General features: G+C 47.4%; 13 protein-coding genes. 8 read left to right on the forward strand and 5 right to left on the reverse strand.

From position 1 onward, the window contains the following. The gene (locus tag CIK94_RS03080) at positions 1-1,134 is read right to left on the reverse strand and encodes a transglycosylase SLT domain-containing protein (protein WP_173845667.1); all 1,134 of its coding nucleotides are present in this window, start codon (positions 1,132-1,134) and stop codon (positions 1-3) included. Between the two features lie 146 nt (positions 1,135-1,280). On the opposite strand from CIK94_RS03080, the gene hisG reads away from it, so the two are divergent. The 3 genes from hisG to hisC are packed head-to-tail and all read left to right on the forward strand — an operon-like array spanning position 1,281 to position 4,504. Beyond that, positions 1,281-2,132 (forward strand): ATP phosphoribosyltransferase, encoded by an 852-nt coding sequence (gene hisG / locus CIK94_RS03085; RefSeq protein WP_094421247.1) that lies wholly within the window; start codon positions 1,281-1,283, stop codon positions 2,130-2,132. Between the two features lie 21 nt (positions 2,133-2,153). Beyond that, complete coding sequence (hisD, locus tag CIK94_RS03090) at positions 2,154-3,458, forward strand: histidinol dehydrogenase (RefSeq protein ID WP_094421249.1); 1,305 nt, start codon at positions 2,154-2,156, stop codon at positions 3,456-3,458. Positions 3,459-3,460: 2 nt separating this feature from the next. Beyond that, the gene (hisC, locus tag CIK94_RS03095) at positions 3,461-4,504 is read left to right on the forward strand and encodes a histidinol-phosphate transaminase (RefSeq protein WP_094421251.1); all 1,044 of its coding nucleotides are present in this window, start codon (positions 3,461-3,463) and stop codon (positions 4,502-4,504) included. Positions 4,505-4,619: 115 nt separating this feature from the next. Here the strand turns inward: hisC and CIK94_RS03100 are convergent, their stop codons facing one another. After that, the gene (locus CIK94_RS03100) at positions 4,620-5,705 is read right to left on the reverse strand and encodes a TerC/Alx family metal homeostasis membrane protein (RefSeq protein WP_094421253.1); all 1,086 of its coding nucleotides are present in this window, start codon (positions 5,703-5,705) and stop codon (positions 4,620-4,622) included. A gap of 247 nt (positions 5,706-5,952) precedes the next feature. Between CIK94_RS03100 and CIK94_RS03105 the strand changes: the two genes are divergently transcribed. From CIK94_RS03105 to carB, 4 genes are all read left to right on the forward strand, one after another. Beyond that, positions 5,953-6,753 (forward strand): polysaccharide biosynthesis/export family protein, encoded by an 801-nt coding sequence (locus CIK94_RS03105; protein ID WP_094388361.1) that lies wholly within the window; start codon positions 5,953-5,955, stop codon positions 6,751-6,753. A gap of 73 nt (positions 6,754-6,826) precedes the next feature. Further along, on the forward strand, positions 6,827-8,713 hold the full coding sequence (locus CIK94_RS03110; RefSeq protein WP_094421254.1) for an amidophosphoribosyltransferase: 1,887 nt from the start codon (positions 6,827-6,829) through the stop codon (positions 8,711-8,713). Positions 8,714-8,727: 14 nt separating this feature from the next. Beyond that, positions 8,728-9,807, forward strand: coding sequence for a glutamine-hydrolyzing carbamoyl-phosphate synthase small subunit (gene carA, locus CIK94_RS03115; RefSeq protein ID WP_094386372.1), 1,080 nt, complete (start codon positions 8,728-8,730; stop codon positions 9,805-9,807). Positions 9,808-9,817: 10 nt separating this feature from the next. Beyond that, positions 9,818-13,042 carry a carbamoyl-phosphate synthase (glutamine-hydrolyzing) large subunit gene (gene carB, locus CIK94_RS03120; protein WP_094421256.1) on the forward strand — a complete coding sequence of 1,075 codons (3,225 nt, stop codon included), beginning with the start codon at positions 9,818-9,820 and terminating at the stop codon, positions 13,040-13,042. Between the two features lie 78 nt (positions 13,043-13,120). Here carB and CIK94_RS03125 read toward each other — a convergent pair whose 3' ends face one another. Genes CIK94_RS03125 through CIK94_RS03135 form a run of 3 tightly spaced genes read right to left on the reverse strand, consistent with a single transcriptional unit; the run spans position 13,121 to position 15,660 of the window. Next, positions 13,121-14,212: a UDP-N-acetyl glucosamine 2-epimerase gene (locus tag CIK94_RS03125; RefSeq protein ID WP_094386368.1), complete on the reverse strand. Its 1,092-nt coding sequence runs from the start codon at positions 14,210-14,212 to the stop codon at positions 13,121-13,123. Between the two features lie 7 nt (positions 14,213-14,219). Next, positions 14,220-15,176 (reverse strand): SPFH domain-containing protein, encoded by a 957-nt coding sequence (locus CIK94_RS03130; protein ID WP_022310971.1) that lies wholly within the window; start codon positions 15,174-15,176, stop codon positions 14,220-14,222. Positions 15,177-15,180: 4 nt separating this feature from the next. Then, the gene (locus CIK94_RS03135) at positions 15,181-15,660 is read right to left on the reverse strand and encodes an NfeD family protein (RefSeq protein WP_022310970.1); all 480 of its coding nucleotides are present in this window, start codon (positions 15,658-15,660) and stop codon (positions 15,181-15,183) included. A gap of 369 nt (positions 15,661-16,029) precedes the next feature. Between CIK94_RS03135 and CIK94_RS03140 the strand changes: the two genes are divergently transcribed. Then, complete coding sequence (locus tag CIK94_RS03140) at positions 16,030-16,902, forward strand: RNA polymerase sigma factor RpoD/SigA (RefSeq protein WP_022310969.1); 873 nt, start codon at positions 16,030-16,032, stop codon at positions 16,900-16,902. The last annotated feature ends 126 nt before the right edge of the window (positions 16,903-17,028 follow it).

A 17,028-nucleotide genomic window follows, 5' to 3' on the forward strand; every position in this document is an offset into this window, starting at 1 on the left:
TCAAATGTGATATTTATATTTCTTTTTGGCTCGTTGTGGCTCAAGATTGTCGTAACTACCCTGGAAAGAACACGAAGAGGCAGAGCCACGATATTGGCCATATCTTGCATGAATCCGTTCGACATAATCTACGGTTTCGTGACCACGCATATACCCATATTTAACAATCGGGTCGTTATAGAAACGAGATTCGCGCAGCCCCAATACAAAGCCAGCTACATCTCTCCAGTGGTGTGGCGCCTTGCCATGCTTCTTGGCCAAAGCCATCGCATCGCGAATATGATGATAGCCGCCATTGTAACTGGCCAAGACGAAATTGTTTCTTTCCGCTTTGTCGGGAACATCTCTGAATTTTTCATTGAGCTGTGCGATGTATTTTACCGCAGCGGCAATATTAGCTTCGGGTTCATACAACAGATGTCTTGGCAAGCCTATGTGGTCGGCTGTTTCGGGCATAATCTGCATGAGGCCACATGCACCAGCCCAACTGCGCGCCTTGGGGTCAAATGTAGATTCCTGATAACATTGGGCAGCAAGCAATCTCCAGTCTATGCGCGCCACGGGGGCATACTTCTGGAAAAGATGGTCGTATTTGGAAATGATACCAGCACCCTTGTCGAGCATGGGGGAATAGACATGACGCTTGATACTATGGATAGAGAGGGCAAACTCTTGTTCCTTGATTATCTGGGTAATCATTACCGGTTTGAACCAGCGGTTAAGGGTATCGGCAAGAGCCGTATTGGCATCGCCTACTGCCCAACTAGTTTTGTCCTTGGGGTAAGAAACACCACAAAACCTTATGCCACGGATGGAATGGGGGAGTGGGATGGCGGCAATGTCGCCCTCGCCTTGCTTCAACCGATGGACAAGTTCTGCCGTATCTTTACATACTTCAACGCGGAGCGATACTCCAAGTGTCTGTGCAAACTTTTCGCAAAGCAGATATTGGGTTCCCATACCACTGCCGTGATATTCGTAATAGGTCTGAGGGCCGGAAAGGGTGAGCATGATAATCTCGCCATTGTTGAGGATATCATTAAAGGTATAGTCGGTGGAGATAGAGTCTGTATTGGCCTCAAGACTCGTGCCCCAGGGCGTTTGCTCAACCTTCTTGTCATGCTGACAAGCCATGAACAAAAGCGCAAAAAATATGAATAAATATTTGTCTAATCGCATAATTAGTACAAAGTTACTACATTATTTGGATTAATGAAACATTTTATCTACTTTTGCATTACAATTTTCATGATAATCAACACTAATTATTATAGTATGTTATGTTAAGGATAGCAGTACAATCCAAAGGCCGCTTGTATGAAGACACAATGTCACTGCTTGCAGAGGCAGATATAAAAATAAGCGCATCCAAACGTACATTATTGGTACAGTCAACCAATTTCCCTGTCGAAGTGTTATATTTGCGTGATGACGACATTCCCCAAAGCGTAGCTACGGGGGTTGCCGACCTTGGCGTAGTAGGAGAGAATGAATATATAGAAAGAGGTGGCGGTTCGGATATCGTGTCGCGTCTGGGCTTCAGCAAATGCCGGCTGTCGCTCGCTATTCCCAAAGATATCGATTATCAAGGGCTGGAATGGTTTAACAACAAGAAAATCGCCACCTCTTATCCTGTCATTCTGAAAGATTTCCTGGATAAGAACAACATCAATGCGGAGATTCATGTAATTACTGGAAGTGTGGAAATATCACCTGGAATAGGACTGGCAGATGCCATCTTCGATATCGTCAGCAGCGGTTCGACACTTGTGAGCAACAACTTGCGTGAGGTGGAAGTAGTCATGGAGAGCGAGGCCCTTCTTATCGGCAACAAGTCGATGGACGAACACAAGAAGAGCGTCCTGAAAGAGATGCTGTTCCGTTTCTCGGCAGTAAAGAATGCAGAAGACAAGAAGTATGTCAGGATGAATGTTCCCAAAAATCGGCTGGAAGAAATCATCAATGTTCTTCCCGGCTTGAAAAGCCCTACCATAATTCCTCTGGCAGACGACGCGTGGTGCTCGGTTCATACTGTGTTAAGCCAAAAGCGATTCTGGGAAATCATAGGTAAACTCAAAGAACTTGGGGCACAAGGAATCTTGGTTACCCCGATAGAGAAAATGATTTTATAGAACATCTAAACGAAAGAACGGATGAATAGAGAGAAAACCATCTACGGCGAGTATTTTCACTATCCTGCCGCAACGGACTGGGAAAAGATATCGGCCCGACCTCATCTGGATACCCAACAACTTGCAGAGGTGGTAAAAGATGTGTTGGCAGATATCAAGGTTAATGGCGATGAAGCCGTAAGAAAATACGAGTCCAAGTTTGACCACGTTGAATTGGATAGCCTGAAAGTGAGGGCAGACGAAATCAATGAAGCTGAAGGCTTGATAGATGACGAGCTGAAGAATTCACTCTTGACAGCCTATCATAACATCTATACCTTTCATGAAAGCCAACGCTTTCAGAGCCATCACGTTGAGACATGTCCCGGCGTCGACTGTTGGCAGAAAAGTATGCCTATCGAAAAGGTAGGACTTTATATCCCGGGTGGTACTGCTCCCTTGTTCTCTACGGTTCTAATGTTGGCACCTCCTGCCAAAATTGCTGGTTGCAAGGATATTGTCATCTGTACCCCGCCAAACAAAGAAGGAAAAGTAAATCCCGCCATCCTTATGGCAGCCAAGATAGCTGGCGTGACAGAAATATTCAAGATAGGCGGAGTACAGGCAATCGGCGCCATGGCTTATGGTACAGAAACGGTGCCAAAGGTATATAAGATATTTGGTCCCGGCAACCAATATGTTATGGCTGCCAAGCAACATGTGTCACTTACCGATGTCGCCATTGATATGCCTGCTGGTCCATCGGAGGTTTGCGTCATCGCAGACGACACAAGCAATCCTATATTTGTAGCTGCAGATTTATTATCACAGGCAGAACATGGCGTTGACTCACAGGTATTGCTCATCACCACATCGGAAATGATGTTGGATGAAATCATTGCCGAGATTAAATCTCAACTTGAAGTTCTTCCACGCAAACAGATTGCTGTCAAAGCATTGGAGAATAGCAAATTTGTTTTGGTGCATGACACGGCAGAAGCCATGGCAATAAGTAACGCCTATGCTCCAGAACATCTGATTATAGCTACGGCAGACTACAAGGAACTGTCTGAAAAGGTTGTCAACGCAGGCAGTGTGTTCGTTGGACAATATGCCTGCGAGAGTGCTGGTGATTATGCCAGTGGCACTAATCATACTCTGCCCACTCATGGCTATGCCAAGGCATACAATGGAGTCAATCTTGACAGCTACTGTCGCAAGATAACTTTCCAACATCTGTCACGTCAGGGCGTAGATTCTATCGGTCAAGCCGTAGTCACTATGGCAGAGAATGAGCAACTTGAAGCACATGCCAATGCCATGCGTGTGCGTTTAACCAATCTGTAAAAATGAAGAGTTTAAATAGTTTAGTGCGCAAAAACATACAGAGTCTGGCGCCCTATACCTGTGCGCGCAATGAATATAATGGACACGAGGCCAAAGTTTTTCTCGATGCCAACGAGAACCCGTTCAACAATCCTCTGAACCGTTATCCGGACCCGTTGCAGCTCGAACTTAAAGCAAAGATTGCCAAAGTCAAACATGTCAGTCCTGAATGTATATTTTTGGGTAATGGTTCCGACGAAGCAATAGACCTTTGCTATCGTGTATTCTGCGAACCAAGAATTGACAACGTGGTTGCCATCGAGCCAACTTATGGTATGTATCGCGTATGTGCCGACATCAATGATGTGGAATATCGTGCCGTTGATTTGGAAGGCAATTTCCAGATAAAGGCAGACAAGTTGCTGAACACCTGTGATAACCATACTAAGTTAATCTGGATATGTAGCCCTAACAATCCTACTGGAAACAATCTCGACAGGGATGAAATCGAGAAGGTCATCAATGGTTTTGACGGCATGGTTGTGGTTGATGAAGCATACAGTGATTTCTCCAAAGTCAAACCATTCAGGGCAGAACTGGAACGATACCCTAATCTGATTGTACTCAATACTATGAGTAAGGCATGGGGCTGTGCAGCCATCCGACTCGGTATGGCTTTTGCCGGAAAGGAAGTGATTGACATATTTAATAAGGTGAAATATCCCTACAATGTCAACTATCTCACCCAGCTTAAGGCGATGGAAATGCTCTCTGATCCATTTGAGGTAGAACAATGGATAGACGTATTACTGACAGAGCGCACTCGTACGATGAAGGCATTTGTCGAATTGTCTTGTTGTCATGGTGTTTATCCAACTGATGCCAATTTCTTTCTCGCTAAAATGACCAATGCACAGAAAATCTATGATTATCTTGTGGAGAAGGGTATCATCGTGCGTAATCGCACGCGTGTAAAATTGTGTAACGATTGCCTGCGTATTACTGTTGGTACCAAGAGTGAGAATACGGCTTTAATTGCTGCCTTGCGACAATATACTGGAGATTAGTACATTCGGTCTCAATCCATGCTAAAATGCTAAAGTATAATGGCTCTACAAATAGGAAACCATTATACTTTAGCATTTTTATGTAATATGCACCTTCCGTCTAATGACGTTCAACTTACTTCTGCTCAATTGTTCGAGGCTTGAGCATGGAGAAGGCTATGCTGCCTACAAGCACCACAAGGATAAAGCCAAGAGACCAGAGATTGTCGATGTGTACAAAATCGCTAATGATGAGTTTTATACCGATGAAAAGCAAGAGAATGCAAACACCAGTCTTGAGATAAATAAACTTGTCGGCTATGGCGGAGAGAAGGAAGAACATAGCTCTCAGTCCCAATATGGCAAATATATTGGAGAAGAAGACCACGTAGGGGTCAAGCGATACAGAGAAGACGGCAGGAATGCTGTCGAAAGCGAATATCAAGTCGCTCAATTCGATTACGAATACAGTGACAAGCAGAGGCGTAATGTGCCATTTTCCGCCCTGTTGCTTAGCCGCCATGACATACTCTTCGCCAACTTTCTTGCCTCTCACCAAGAAATGGTCGCCTGCGAACTGCGGATAGACTCTGAAATGCTTGGAAAGGAACCTAACCAATCCTTGTTTTGATGCATCGGCATCGTCTTTCTTGTTACGGTCACGGTACATCTTGTATGCACTATAAACAAGGAAGAAACCGAAAATCATAAGTATCCACTCAAAGCGTGCGAGGATGGCAGCGCCAGCAAATATGAATATGAAGCGCATGATGATGGCTCCAAAGATACCCCAATTCAGGACATGTTGAAACTCGGTGTTCTGAACCTTGAACGAGGTGAATATCATCATCATAACGAAGAGGTTGTCTACAGAGAGCATCTTTTCGATAAGATAACCCGTTATGTACGACATAGCCATATTGTGGCGGTACAGGACAATGCCATCTTCCAGACTAACTCCGTCCAGATTTAGGTGGGTGGCGTACCTACGCGACACTTCCTGCAGGTCATCCATCGTGTGTATGCCATGAATCATGTCACCATGAAACCAGAGGAATACACCGAAAAGCAGTGCCAACACAATCCACACCGTGGTCCATGTACCCGCCTCGCGGATAGAGACAACGTGTGCCTTACGGTCGATGGCAAACATATCTACGAGAAGTATGGCTACTATGAATATTACGAAGCCTGCAAAGAATAATAATTCTGAATAATGCATTGTCTATAATCAATTTTGTTGCAAAGTTACTGCTTTTTTATGACAACGGTCGTAAGCCGCTGTTAAAAAGTTGTTACAGATTCCTTGCAGTTGCATATATCCAGCTCATTTCTGGCTCCGACGAGTTTAGGGGCCATTGCGATAACCACATAATCAACATTATTATTTATATTTCATCCAGTTTCTTTTGCCACTTTGAAAAAATAGTAGTATTTTTGCAAAAAGTTTATAAATACTCGATACCGATATGAAATGTAAAACGATTTCGTTTGTCTTGCTGATGGCATTGCTGGTCTTGGCAGGCTGTAGCAGTAGTAAAAAGGTGGCATATTTCCAGAATATCCAGTCAGTGGATTTCGATAAGTCGAAGGGTTTATATGATGCCAAGATTCTGCCTAAAGATATGTTGACAATCACGGTGAATACACAGACACCTGAAGCGGCTTTGCCATTCAATCTTGCAGTAAGCAATGTTATCAACCCAACTGGACAGTTGTCTTCTGGAGCCGGCTCGTTGCAAGGTTATCTTGTTGACAACGATGGTAACATCAATTTCCCAATTGTAGGCAAGATACATGTGCAAGGTCTTACCAAGACACAATGCCAGGACCTTATTGTCAAGAAAATTTCTCCATATCTCTCTAAGACCGAGACTCCTGTTGTGACCGTGAGGATGTCAAGTTATCACGTTACAGTGTTGGGCGAAGTAAACAAGCCAGGAGTGGTGGCCGTCACTACCGAGAAGATGAGCATTATGGAAGCGTTGGCTGAGTCGGGCGACCTGACTATTTATGGCAAACGTGACAATGTGATACTTATCCGTGAGTCAGAGACTGGGCAGAAGGAGTATCATATCATTAATCTCAACGATGCGAATGTATTCAATTCACCTTATTATTATTTACAGCAGAACGATATCGTCTATGTCGAACCCAATGGCGTCAAAGCCAAGAACTCAGGGATCGGCAGTTCGACCACATTATGGTTCTCGTTTGTTGGTATCGTTACCTCGGTGGCATCGTTGATTGTAAATATTGTAAGAAATTAAAAGACTAAAAAAATGAAGAGTGTGAAAGTAATAATAACATTCTTCATTTTTTTGAATATATAAGGGATAACACATGGAAACATTGAAACACGAGTGTGGCGTAGCTATGGTGAGACTACTGAAGCCGTTGTCATATTATCAGCACAAGTATGGCACTTGGATGTACGGTCTCAATAAGCTATACCTCATGATGGAGAAGCAGCACAATCGCGGACAGGAAGGCGCAGGACTGGCATGCGTGAAGTTTGATACTCAACCTGGCCATGAATATATGTTCCGTGAACGTGCCGAGGGTAAAGACGCCATTCGCAAAATATTTGCTACCGTTCATGAGAACTTCAAGGATGTTACTCCAGAACAGATGGCCGATTCTGACTATATAGAGCAGCGTCTTCCCTTTGCGGGCCAGCTTTATATGGGACATCTGAGGTATTCGACCACGGGAAAACGAGGACTGCAATATGTGCATCCATTCCTACGACGCAACAACTGGAAAGCCAAGAACCTCTGTTTGTGTGGCAACTTCAATATGACCAACATAGAAGAGATTTTCGAACGGCTTACAAGTCAGGGACAAAGTCCGCGAATATACAGCGACAGCTATATCATGCTCGAGCTGATGGGTCACAGATTGGACCGTGAAGTTGAGCGCAACTTTGTCAATGCCCAACACGAAGGACTTCAAGGCAAGGACATTACTCGTTATATCGATGACCATGTGGAGATGGCTAACGTTCTCAAGACTTCGATGGCCGACTTTGATGGAGGCTATGTAGTCTGCGGTATTACCGGTTCGGGAGAGATGTTCTCAATGCGAGACCCTTGGGGGATACGTCCAGCCTATTATTATAAAGATGATGAGATTGTGGCGTTGGCTTCTGAGCGTCCCGTGCTTCAGACGACATTCGATTTGTCTTGCGAGCAGGTTAAGGAACTTGAACCTGGAATGGCTCTGCTGGTCAAGCGCAACGGACAATGCCGCATAGAGTGCATCAGAGAGCAAGCCGGAGATTCTGCCTGCTCTTTTGAGCGCATATATTTCTCGCGCGGGTCTGACCGGGACATCTATCAGGAGCGCAAGAGATTGGGTGAGCTTCTCACCGAGCCAGTACTCGAAGCCGTAGGGGGAGATACGGAGCATACTGTCTTTTCGTTCATCCCCAATACTGCCGAGGTGGCATTCTACGGACTCGTACAGGGGTTCAAAAAACATGTGCATGAAAAAAAGATTGCTGCTATCCAATCCTTGGGAAGGATTCCCACGCACGAAGAACTCGACAGAATACTGTCCGAGTCTGTAAGGATGGAGAAGGTAGCATGGAAGGATATCAAGCTGCGCACGTTTATCACAGAGGGCAATTCGCGCAACGACCTGGCATCACATGTCTACGACATTACCTATGGCAGCGTAGATGAGGGCAGAGACAACCTCGTGGTAATAGACGACAGTATCGTAAGAGGAACCACTCTCAAGGAGAGTATCATACGCATTCTTGACCGCTTGCATCCCAAGAAGATGGTGCTGGTAAGCAGTGCGCCCCAGATAAGATATCCTGATTATTACGGCATAGACATGGCGCGCTTGGAAGAGTTCTGCGTTTTCCGTGCGACAATGGAACTGATAAGAGAACGTGGCATGCAGCAGCTCATCCTCGACACCTACAACAACTGCAAGTCAGAGATGAACAAGCCCAAAGCCCAGATGCGCAACTGTGTGAGAGATTTGTACAAGCCGTTTACTGTTGCAGAAATCAACAGCAAGATAGTGGAAATGCTCCGGCCTGAGGGAGTGACAACACCCATTGAGATTGTGTTCCAGTCGATCGACGGATTGAGACAAGCCATTCCACATCATAAAGGCGACTGGTATTTCACGGGCAATTATCCTACCCCTGGAGGCACGCGTCTTTGCAACCAGGCATTCATAAACTATATAGACAACATATACAAACAAGAATAACAAACTGATAGATAATGAGAAATGTAACTTTAGTATTGTCTGACGGCACCAAGTTTCATGGCAAATCATTCGGCTATGAGAAACCAGTTGCCGGAGAAGTGGTTTTCAATACTGCGATGATGGGCTACCCCGAGAGTCTTACCGACCCATCCTACGCAGGCCAGTTGATGGTGCTTACGTTCCCCTTAGTAGGCAACTATGGCGTACCCCCATTCAGTTTTGAACCCAATGGTCTGCCCACATTCATGGAGAGTGACAGAATCTATGCTTCGGCCATCATTGTTGCCGACTATAGCGAGCAGTACTCTCACTGGAATGCTAAAGAGAGCTTGGCCGAGTGGCTGAAGCGTGAACATGTGCCAGGCATCACAGGCATCGACACTCGCGAACTGACCAAAGTGTTGCGCGAAGCCGGTGTGATGATGGGTAAAATCCTCTTTGACGACGAGCCAGATAATATCCCCGAGGCCAACTATGAGGGCGTTAATTTTGTTGACCTTGTAAGTTGCAAGGATATTATCAAGTATAATGAGGGTGCTGGCAAGCGGGTTGTGCTTGTTGATTGTGGTGTGAAAGCCAATATCATCCGTTGCCTCATCAACCGTGGCGTTGAGGTCGTACGTGTACCATGGAACTATGATTATACCGACATGGACTTCGACGGACTCTTCCTTGCCAACGGCCCTGGCGACCCTGACACTTGCGAAGATGCAGTCAAGATTATCAAGAAGCAGATGAATATGTCGCGCAAGCCTATCTGTGGTATCTGCATGGGCAACCAGTTGCTCGCAAAGGCAGCCGGAGCCAATATATACAAGCTCAAGTACGGCCACAGGTCACACAACCAGCCGGTATGTATGGTTGGCACAACACATTGTTATATCACCAGCCAGAACCACGGATACGCAGTCAACGCCAAGACCCTCGGTGCCGATTGGGAGGAACTCTTTGTCAATATGAATGACGGTTCCAACGAGGGTATTCGCCATAAGACCAATCCCTGGTTTAGCAGCCAGTTCCATCCAGAGGCTTGTTCTGGTCCGGTAGATACAGAGTTCATGTTTGATAAATTTGTTGAAACATTAAATAAGTAAGATATACATCATGAAAGATGAAAGTATAAAGAAAGTATTGCTGCTGGGTTCAGGCGCATTGAAAATCGGCGAAGCGGGAGAGTTTGACTATTCTGGTTCTCAGGCCCTCAAGGCTTTGCGCGAGGAGGGTGTAAAGACCGTGCTTATCAACCCCAACATTGCCACCGTGCAGACTTCCGAGGGAGTGGCCGACCAGATTTACTTCCTTCCCGTCCAGCCTTATTTCGTTGAGCGTGTCATCGAGAAGGAGCGTCCTGATGGTATCTTGCTCAGCTTCGGAGGCCAGACCGCGCTCAACTGTGGCGTGGAGCTTTATCAGAGCGGAGTGCTCGAGAAGTACAATGTCCGTGTGCTCGGAACCCCAGTCCAGGCCATTATGGATACCGAGGACCGCGAGCTTTTCGTAGAGAAACTCAATGAGATTAATGTCAAGACCATCAGCAGCGAAGCCTGCGAGAATATCGAGCAGGTGCGCAAAGCCGCTGCCACACTGGGTTACCCCGTGATTATACGTGCAGCCTATGCGTTGGGCGGACTGGGCAGTGGATTTGCCAACAACGAGGACGAGTTGAACAAGCTCTCCGAGAAAGCCTTCTCTTTTTCTCCCCAAGTGCTCGTCGAGAAGAGTCTGAAGGGATGGAAGGAGATAGAATATGAGGTAGTACGCGACCGTTATGACAACTGTATCACCGTATGTAACATGGAGAACTTTGACCCGCTGGGCATCCACACTGGCGAGTCTATCGTTATAGCTCCTTCGCAGACGCTTACCAATAGCGAGTATCACAAACTGCGTGCGCTCTCTATCAAGATAATCCGTCACATCGGCATCGTGGGCGAATGTAATGTTCAGTACGCCTTCGACCCAGTGAGCGAGGATTATCGCGTGATTGAAGTCAATGCGCGTCTGAGCCGTTCTTCTGCATTGGCATCCAAAGCCACCGGCTATCCATTGGCTTTCGTTGCCGCCAAGTTGGGTATGGGCTACGGGCTCTTCGAGCTCAAGAACTCTGTGACCAAGACAACCAGCGCCTTCTTCGAGCCAGCCCTGGACTATGTTGTGTGCAAGATTCCCCGCTGGGACCTCTCCAAGTTCCGTGGAGTGGACAAGGAGTTGGGCTCGAGCATGAAGTCGGTTGGAGAAGTTATGGCCATCGGCCGCAACTTCGAGGAAGCCATCCAGAAGGGTCTGCGCATGATAGGGCAGGGTATGCACGGCTTTGTAGAAAACAAGGAACTGGAAATACCCGATATCGATGCCGCCCTGAGAGAGCCCACCGACAAGCGAGTGTTTGTCATCTCCAAGGCCATGCACAAGGGTTATACCGTGGACCAGATACACGAACTTACCAAGATAGACAAGTGGTTCCTTGAGAAACTCAAGCACATCATAGACATCGACGAGCAGCTCAAGACCGTCAACGCCAATACGTTGGACAAGGAGTTGCTGCGTACAGCCAAGGTTTATGGATTTACCGACTTCCAGGTGGCCCGTGCCATCGGACTGGAAGGCGAGATGGGCAATATGCACAAAGCCACAATGGTGGTACGCCGTCTGCGCAAGAATTATGGCATCCTGCCTGTCGTGAAGCAGATAGATACGCTGGCAGCCGAATATCCCGCCCAGACCAATTACCTGTATGTCACCTATGCCGGTGTGGCTTCAGATATACAGTTTACCAACGACAAGCGCTCGGTAATCGTCCTCGGTTCGGGAGCCTACCGCATTGGCAGCTCGGTAGAGTTTGACTGGTGTGGAGTGCAGGCGCTCAACACCATACGCAGAGAGGGCTACCGCTCGATTATGATTAACTACAACCCAGAGACCGTATCTACCGACTATGATATGTGTGACCGTCTCTACTTTGACGAGCTCACCTTCGAGCGTGTGCTTGACATCATCGAGATGGAGAATCCTCATGGCGTGGTGGTGTCTACCGGTGGACAGATTCCTAACAACCTTGCCATGTGGCTCGATGCCGAGAATGTGCCAATCCTGGGTACATCGGCCAAGGATATCGACAATGCCGAAGACCGTGCCAAGTTCTCTGCCATGCTCACCGAGCGTGGTATCAACCAGCCCGAATGGAGCGCACTTACCAGTATGGAGGATATTGGCAAGTTTGTCGACCGTGTAGGTTTCCCCGTACTCGTCCGTCCATCCTATGTACTGTCGGGAGCAGCCATGAATGTATGCTCCAATGAGGACGAACTGAAGAAGTTCCTGCAGTTGGCGGCCAATGTGAGCGTAGACCATCCCGTGGTGGTGAGCAAGTTTATCGAGCATGCCAAGGAGATAGAGATGGACGCTGTCGCCAAGAACGGAGAGATACTGGCCTATGCCATCAGTGAGCATATCGAGTTTGCTGGTGTTCACTCTGGCGACGCCACCATCCAGTTCCCGCCCCAGAAGTTGTATGTTGAGACCGTGCGCCGTATTAAGCGCGTAAGCAAGGAGATAGCTGCGGCCCTCCATATCAACGGCCCGTTCAATATTCAGTTTATGGCGCGCGACAACGATATCCTCGTCATCGAGTGCAACCTGCGTGCTTCGCGTTCGTTCCCCTTCGTGAGCAAGGTGCTTAAGCTCAACCTTATCGAGCTTGCCACCAAGGTGATGCTGGGTCTGAACGTAGAGAAACCCAATAAGAATCTCTTCGACCTTGACTATGTGGGCATCAAGGCGAGCCAGTTCTCGTTCAACCGCTTGCAAAAGGCAGACCCTGTTTTGGGCGTCGATATGAGTTCTACCGGCGAGGTGGGCTGTCTGGGTGATGATACCAATCAGGCTCTGCTCAATGCCATGTTGAGCGTAGGCCACCGCATACCTAAGCACACTGTGCTGCTGTCTACCGGTGGTGCCAAGCAGAAGGCCGAGCTTCTCGATACGGCGCGTACGCTTATCAAGCATGGCTACGAGCTCTATGCGACTGGTGGTACGTCTCGCTATCTCGCCGAAAACGGCGTTGCCAACACTATGGTCTATTGGCCCTCTGACGAGGGCAAGCAGCCTCAGGCTCTCACGCTTATGCATGAGCGCAAGATAGATATGGTGGTCAACATCCCCAAGGACCTCACCCAGCACGAGCTTACCAACGGTTACAAGATTCGTCGCACTGCGATAGACCTCAATATCCCGCTGATTACCAACAGCCGTCTGGCAAGTGCCTTCATTCATGCTTTCTGCACTCTTAACCTCGATGATCTTGAAATCAAATCGTGGAGCGAGTATTGATAAGTAGGAAATAACTAAAAAAAAGTCTGAAACACATAATTCGTGTTTCAGACTTTTTTATTTTGCATCCTCCGTATTTTATTGACGGGCCATCAGGGTTTGCAGGATTCTCTCAGCACTTCTTCCGTCCCATCGCTCGGGTATGGAGTGCTGCTTCCATTTGCTGGCAGTCATGTCGGCAGTGTATTGTGCCAACAATTCGGCGTCTTCTCCCACCAGCACATTGGTACCGGTCTTCACGGTCTCTATATGTTCGGTATAGCTGTTGAGGGTGATACACGGCACCATGTTGAATGTCGCTTCTTCTGCCACATTGCCACTGTCGGTAATGATACCCTTGGCATGGCTGGCCAGATAGCTGAAGTCGAGATAACCCATGGGGGCAGTTATCAGGAAGCGGGTGGCATTCTTGGGCAACAACTGCGTCACGGTGTCGGCAGCCTTGGTGTGCAGGGGGGCAATTATAGGCGTGTTGCCAGCCGCAGTGATGATGGCTTCGAGCATACGATGCAGATTTTCGCGTGCGGCCATCAGGGCTTTGCGGTTGAGGGTGAACACAATGTACTCTCCATCCATAATGCCTTGCTCTGCAAGTATCGGCGGACGAGTAAAACGGGCGTGGTTGTTGCGGATATTGTCTATCAGTATGTTGCCTACCATATACACTTTGGACAGCTCTGCGCCCTCGCGGTTGGCCACTGCGTTGTTGCTGATTCCAGCCGTAAACAGGATGTCGGATAGGCCGTCTATGACCAGACGGTTTATCTCTTTGGGCATGGTGATGTCAAAACTTCTCGTGCCCGCTGCCAGGTGGGCCAGTATGAGTCCCTGCTTCTTGGTGACTATGGCTGCTGCCATGGTCGAGGCAAGGTCGTCTACCACGATAACAGCATCGGTCTTGTGATGTTGCAGATAATCTTCAAACTTGGACATCACCTGTCCGGTGATTTCGTTGAGGTTTTCACTTACTACTCCCAGATAGCTGTCGGGAGGGGCAATCTGCAAATCAGTAAAGAGGGTAGGCTCGAGGGTCACGTCGTCTGCACTGCCCGCGTAGACCAACTTGATGTCGATATCGGCACCGTTTTGGCGGGCATTGCGGCAAGCGTGCAGTATGGGCGCCACCTTGATGAAGTTAGGCCGGGCGCCTGCTACTATGCAAATGTTCATTTTCTAATTATTCTCCTTTAAATAGTTCTTTAATTCCTCCTATAGAGCCCATCAGATTAGTGGCTTCATAGGGCAAGAATACGGTCTTGGTTTTGTCGCCCTGAGCCACCTCGTTGAGCATCTGTATGTATTTCTGGGCAAGCAGATAGTTGGCAGGATTGGTACTCTTGCCCACTGCTTCAGTGATTTTTGCTATAGCGATAGCCTCGGCTTCAGCCTTGCGTATGCGTGCGGTAGCTTCACCCTCGGCCCTGAGTATAGCCTGCTGCTTGTCTGCCTCGGCACGATTAATGGTCGCGGCCTTGTCTCCTTCCGACTGCAGAATCTGCGACTGCTTGTCTCCCTCGCTGGTCAGGATGGCTGCTCGCTTGTTGCGCTCGGCCTGCATCTGCTTCTCCATGGCCTGGAGTACGCTCGAGGGAGGCGTGATGTCCTGAAGTTCTACGCGGTTTACCTTGATACCCCACTTGTTGGTGGCATCGTCGAGCACACCTCTCAACTTGGTGTTGATGGTGTCGCGCGAGGTGAGAGTCTGGTCAAGTTCCATCTCTCCGATAATATTACGCAGAGTGGTCTGGGTGAGCTTTTCGATAGCGTTTGGCAGATTGTTTATCTCATACACAGTCTTGAATGGGTCAACAATCTGGAAATAGAGCAGCGCATTGATTTGCATCTGTATATTGTCCTTGGTAATCACGTTCTGCTTGTCGAAATCGTACACCTGTTCACGCAAGTCTATCGCGCTCGAATAGTAATAGTGACCACGTTGCTGGGTTACAACTACCTTGGCGCGGTCGATGAATGGGATGATGATGTTGACACCGGGCTTCAGCGTGGCGTAGTACTTGCCGAGGCGCTCGATGATGCGGGTTTCCGACTGAGGGATGATTACTACAGCCATCTTGACAAATACGATGGCGAGGGCCAGCAGGGCCGCCAGTGTGATGAATGTTATTCCTTCCATAATGTTACGTGGGTTGGTTGTTGTTGTATGTAGATGTCTGAACTCTCTCAACGCTGATGATGATGCTTTCTCGGCCAATAACCTTTACTGTGGTGCCGACCTCGATAGTGGTGTCGTCTGGGCTTTGCGCTTTCCATTCGTCACCGTCTATCTTCACATAGCCATAGTCACCGGGACAGATGGCTTCTATCACTCTGCCTTCGCGCCCTATAAGCGCGTCGGAGTTGCTCAATCGCTCTTGCCGGTTATGAAGTTTTCGTAGAAGAGATGGTCGTACGAAGATGATACTCAGTACTGAACAGATTGCAAAAACAAGTATCTGCGTCCATAATGGGGCTTCGGTAAATGACACTATCATGGAGCAGAACGCGCCAAGGGCAAAACAGGTAAGGAAAAAGTCTCCTGACCCCAGTTCGATAATCAGGCATATTATGGCAATGGCTGTCCATATAGCCCAAAGATTGGATGCTAAATACGCTGTCATGGTTTATATCTTTATAGTATAGCCCAAAGTTAGTGAATTTTCACACTACAGCCAAGGTTTTACCGATTTTTTTAACAGTAAAAATCTCAAGAACCACACAGACAGTCTCGCTACTATGCGAAAGAAACGCCTCCAATATATAATAAGGTTTGGCGCCCCCAGACGTCAATCACCTAACCCCGTTATCAGTTTCTCTCATCCTATCAATTATGGAAAATGCCGCGACTTTAACGAAAATCGTGATTTTTAGAAAAAAGAGGGCAAAAAACTTTATAATATGCGAAAAAAGCAGTACCTTTGCATCGCTTTACGTATGTCCTGATACGAAAAAGTTGACTTTCAAGTGTTTAGGAAGTTTAATAAGACAAGATGAGACAATTAAAAATTCAAAAAAGTATTACCAATCGTTCGAGCGAAGCCTTAGACAAGTATTTGGTAGAGATCGGTCGTGCCCCATTGATATCCATTGACGAGGAAATCGAGCTTGCCCAAAAGATTAAAAAGGGTGGCCCCGAAGGTGAACGTGCTAAGGACAAATTGGTAACAGCTAATCTGCGATTCGTAGTGTCGGTTGCAAAACAATACCAACACCAAGGCCTTACACTCACCGACTTGATCGATGAGGGTAACATTGGTCTTATTAAGGCAGCCCAGAAGTTTGACGAGACCCGCGGCTTCAAGTTCATATCTTATGCAGTGTGGTGGATTCGCCAAAGCATTCTCCAGGCTATTGCCGAGCAGAGCCGCATTGTGCGCCTTCCCCTCAACCAGGTTGGTTCACTCAATAAAATCAACCATGAAATCAACAAGTTTGAGCAAGAGTTCCAGCGTCAGCCTTCGGTAGCCGAGCTTGCTGATGCAACTAATATTGAACCCGAAAAGATTGCTCAAAGCATGATGGCAGATGGTCACCACCTGAGTATCGACGCCCCGTTCCAGGACGGCGAGGACAACTGTATGCTTGATGTCATGGCCTCTGGTGACGACAGCCGTACAGACAAGGTTGTAGACCATGAAAGTATGGCTCAGGAGCTGAATCAGGTGCTGAGCAAGGTACTCAAGGAACGCGAAATCAAGATTATCAGATATTGCTTCGGTATCGGATGTCACGAGAAGGGACTCGAGGAAATTGGCGATGAACTCAAGCTCACCCGTGAGCGTGTGCGTCAGATTCGAGAGAAGAGTATTACCAAGCTAAGAGACAGCGGTAATGCCAAAATCCTGATGAAATATCTCGGTTGATACACCTTTATTATATATACATATATATACGAACTCTATCCCCATCTTCCAAAGATGGGGATTTTTTCTGCACGACTGTTAAAGTTTGATACAAGGTGCGTTTTTTTGTTCAGGCATCCCTGTCAT

Source organism: Prevotella sp. P4-51 (genome assembly GCF_002251455.1).
Taxonomy (GTDB): domain Bacteria; phylum Bacteroidota; class Bacteroidia; order Bacteroidales; family Bacteroidaceae; genus Prevotella.

Coding starts and splice junctions, on each gene's coding strand:
- CIK94_RS03080 (WP_173845667.1), bottom strand. CDS start 1,134: ATGGCTTGTCAGCATGACAAGAAGGTTGAGCAAACGCCCTGGGGCACG.
- hisG (WP_094421247.1), top strand. CDS start 1,281: ATGTTAAGGATAGCAGTACAATCCAAAGGCCGCTTGTATGAAGACACA.
- hisD (WP_094421249.1), top strand. CDS start 2,154: ATGAATAGAGAGAAAACCATCTACGGCGAGTATTTTCACTATCCTGCC.
- hisC (WP_094421251.1), top strand. CDS start 3,461: ATGAAGAGTTTAAATAGTTTAGTGCGCAAAAACATACAGAGTCTGGCG.
- CIK94_RS03100 (WP_094421253.1), bottom strand. CDS start 5,705: ATGCATTATTCAGAATTATTATTCTTTGCAGGCTTCGTAATATTCATA.
- CIK94_RS03105 (WP_094388361.1), top strand. CDS start 5,953: ATGAAATGTAAAACGATTTCGTTTGTCTTGCTGATGGCATTGCTGGTC.
- CIK94_RS03110 (WP_094421254.1), top strand. CDS start 6,827: ATGGAAACATTGAAACACGAGTGTGGCGTAGCTATGGTGAGACTACTG.
- carA (WP_094386372.1), top strand. CDS start 8,728: ATGAGAAATGTAACTTTAGTATTGTCTGACGGCACCAAGTTTCATGGC.
- carB (WP_094421256.1), top strand. CDS start 9,818: ATGAAAGATGAAAGTATAAAGAAAGTATTGCTGCTGGGTTCAGGCGCA.
- CIK94_RS03125 (WP_094386368.1), bottom strand. CDS start 14,212: ATGAACATTTGCATAGTAGCAGGCGCCCGGCCTAACTTCATCAAGGTG.
- CIK94_RS03130 (WP_022310971.1), bottom strand. CDS start 15,176: ATGGAAGGAATAACATTCATCACACTGGCGGCCCTGCTGGCCCTCGCC.
- CIK94_RS03135 (WP_022310970.1), bottom strand. CDS start 15,660: ATGACAGCGTATTTAGCATCCAATCTTTGGGCTATATGGACAGCCATT.
- CIK94_RS03140 (WP_022310969.1), top strand. CDS start 16,030: ATGAGACAATTAAAAATTCAAAAAAGTATTACCAATCGTTCGAGCGAA.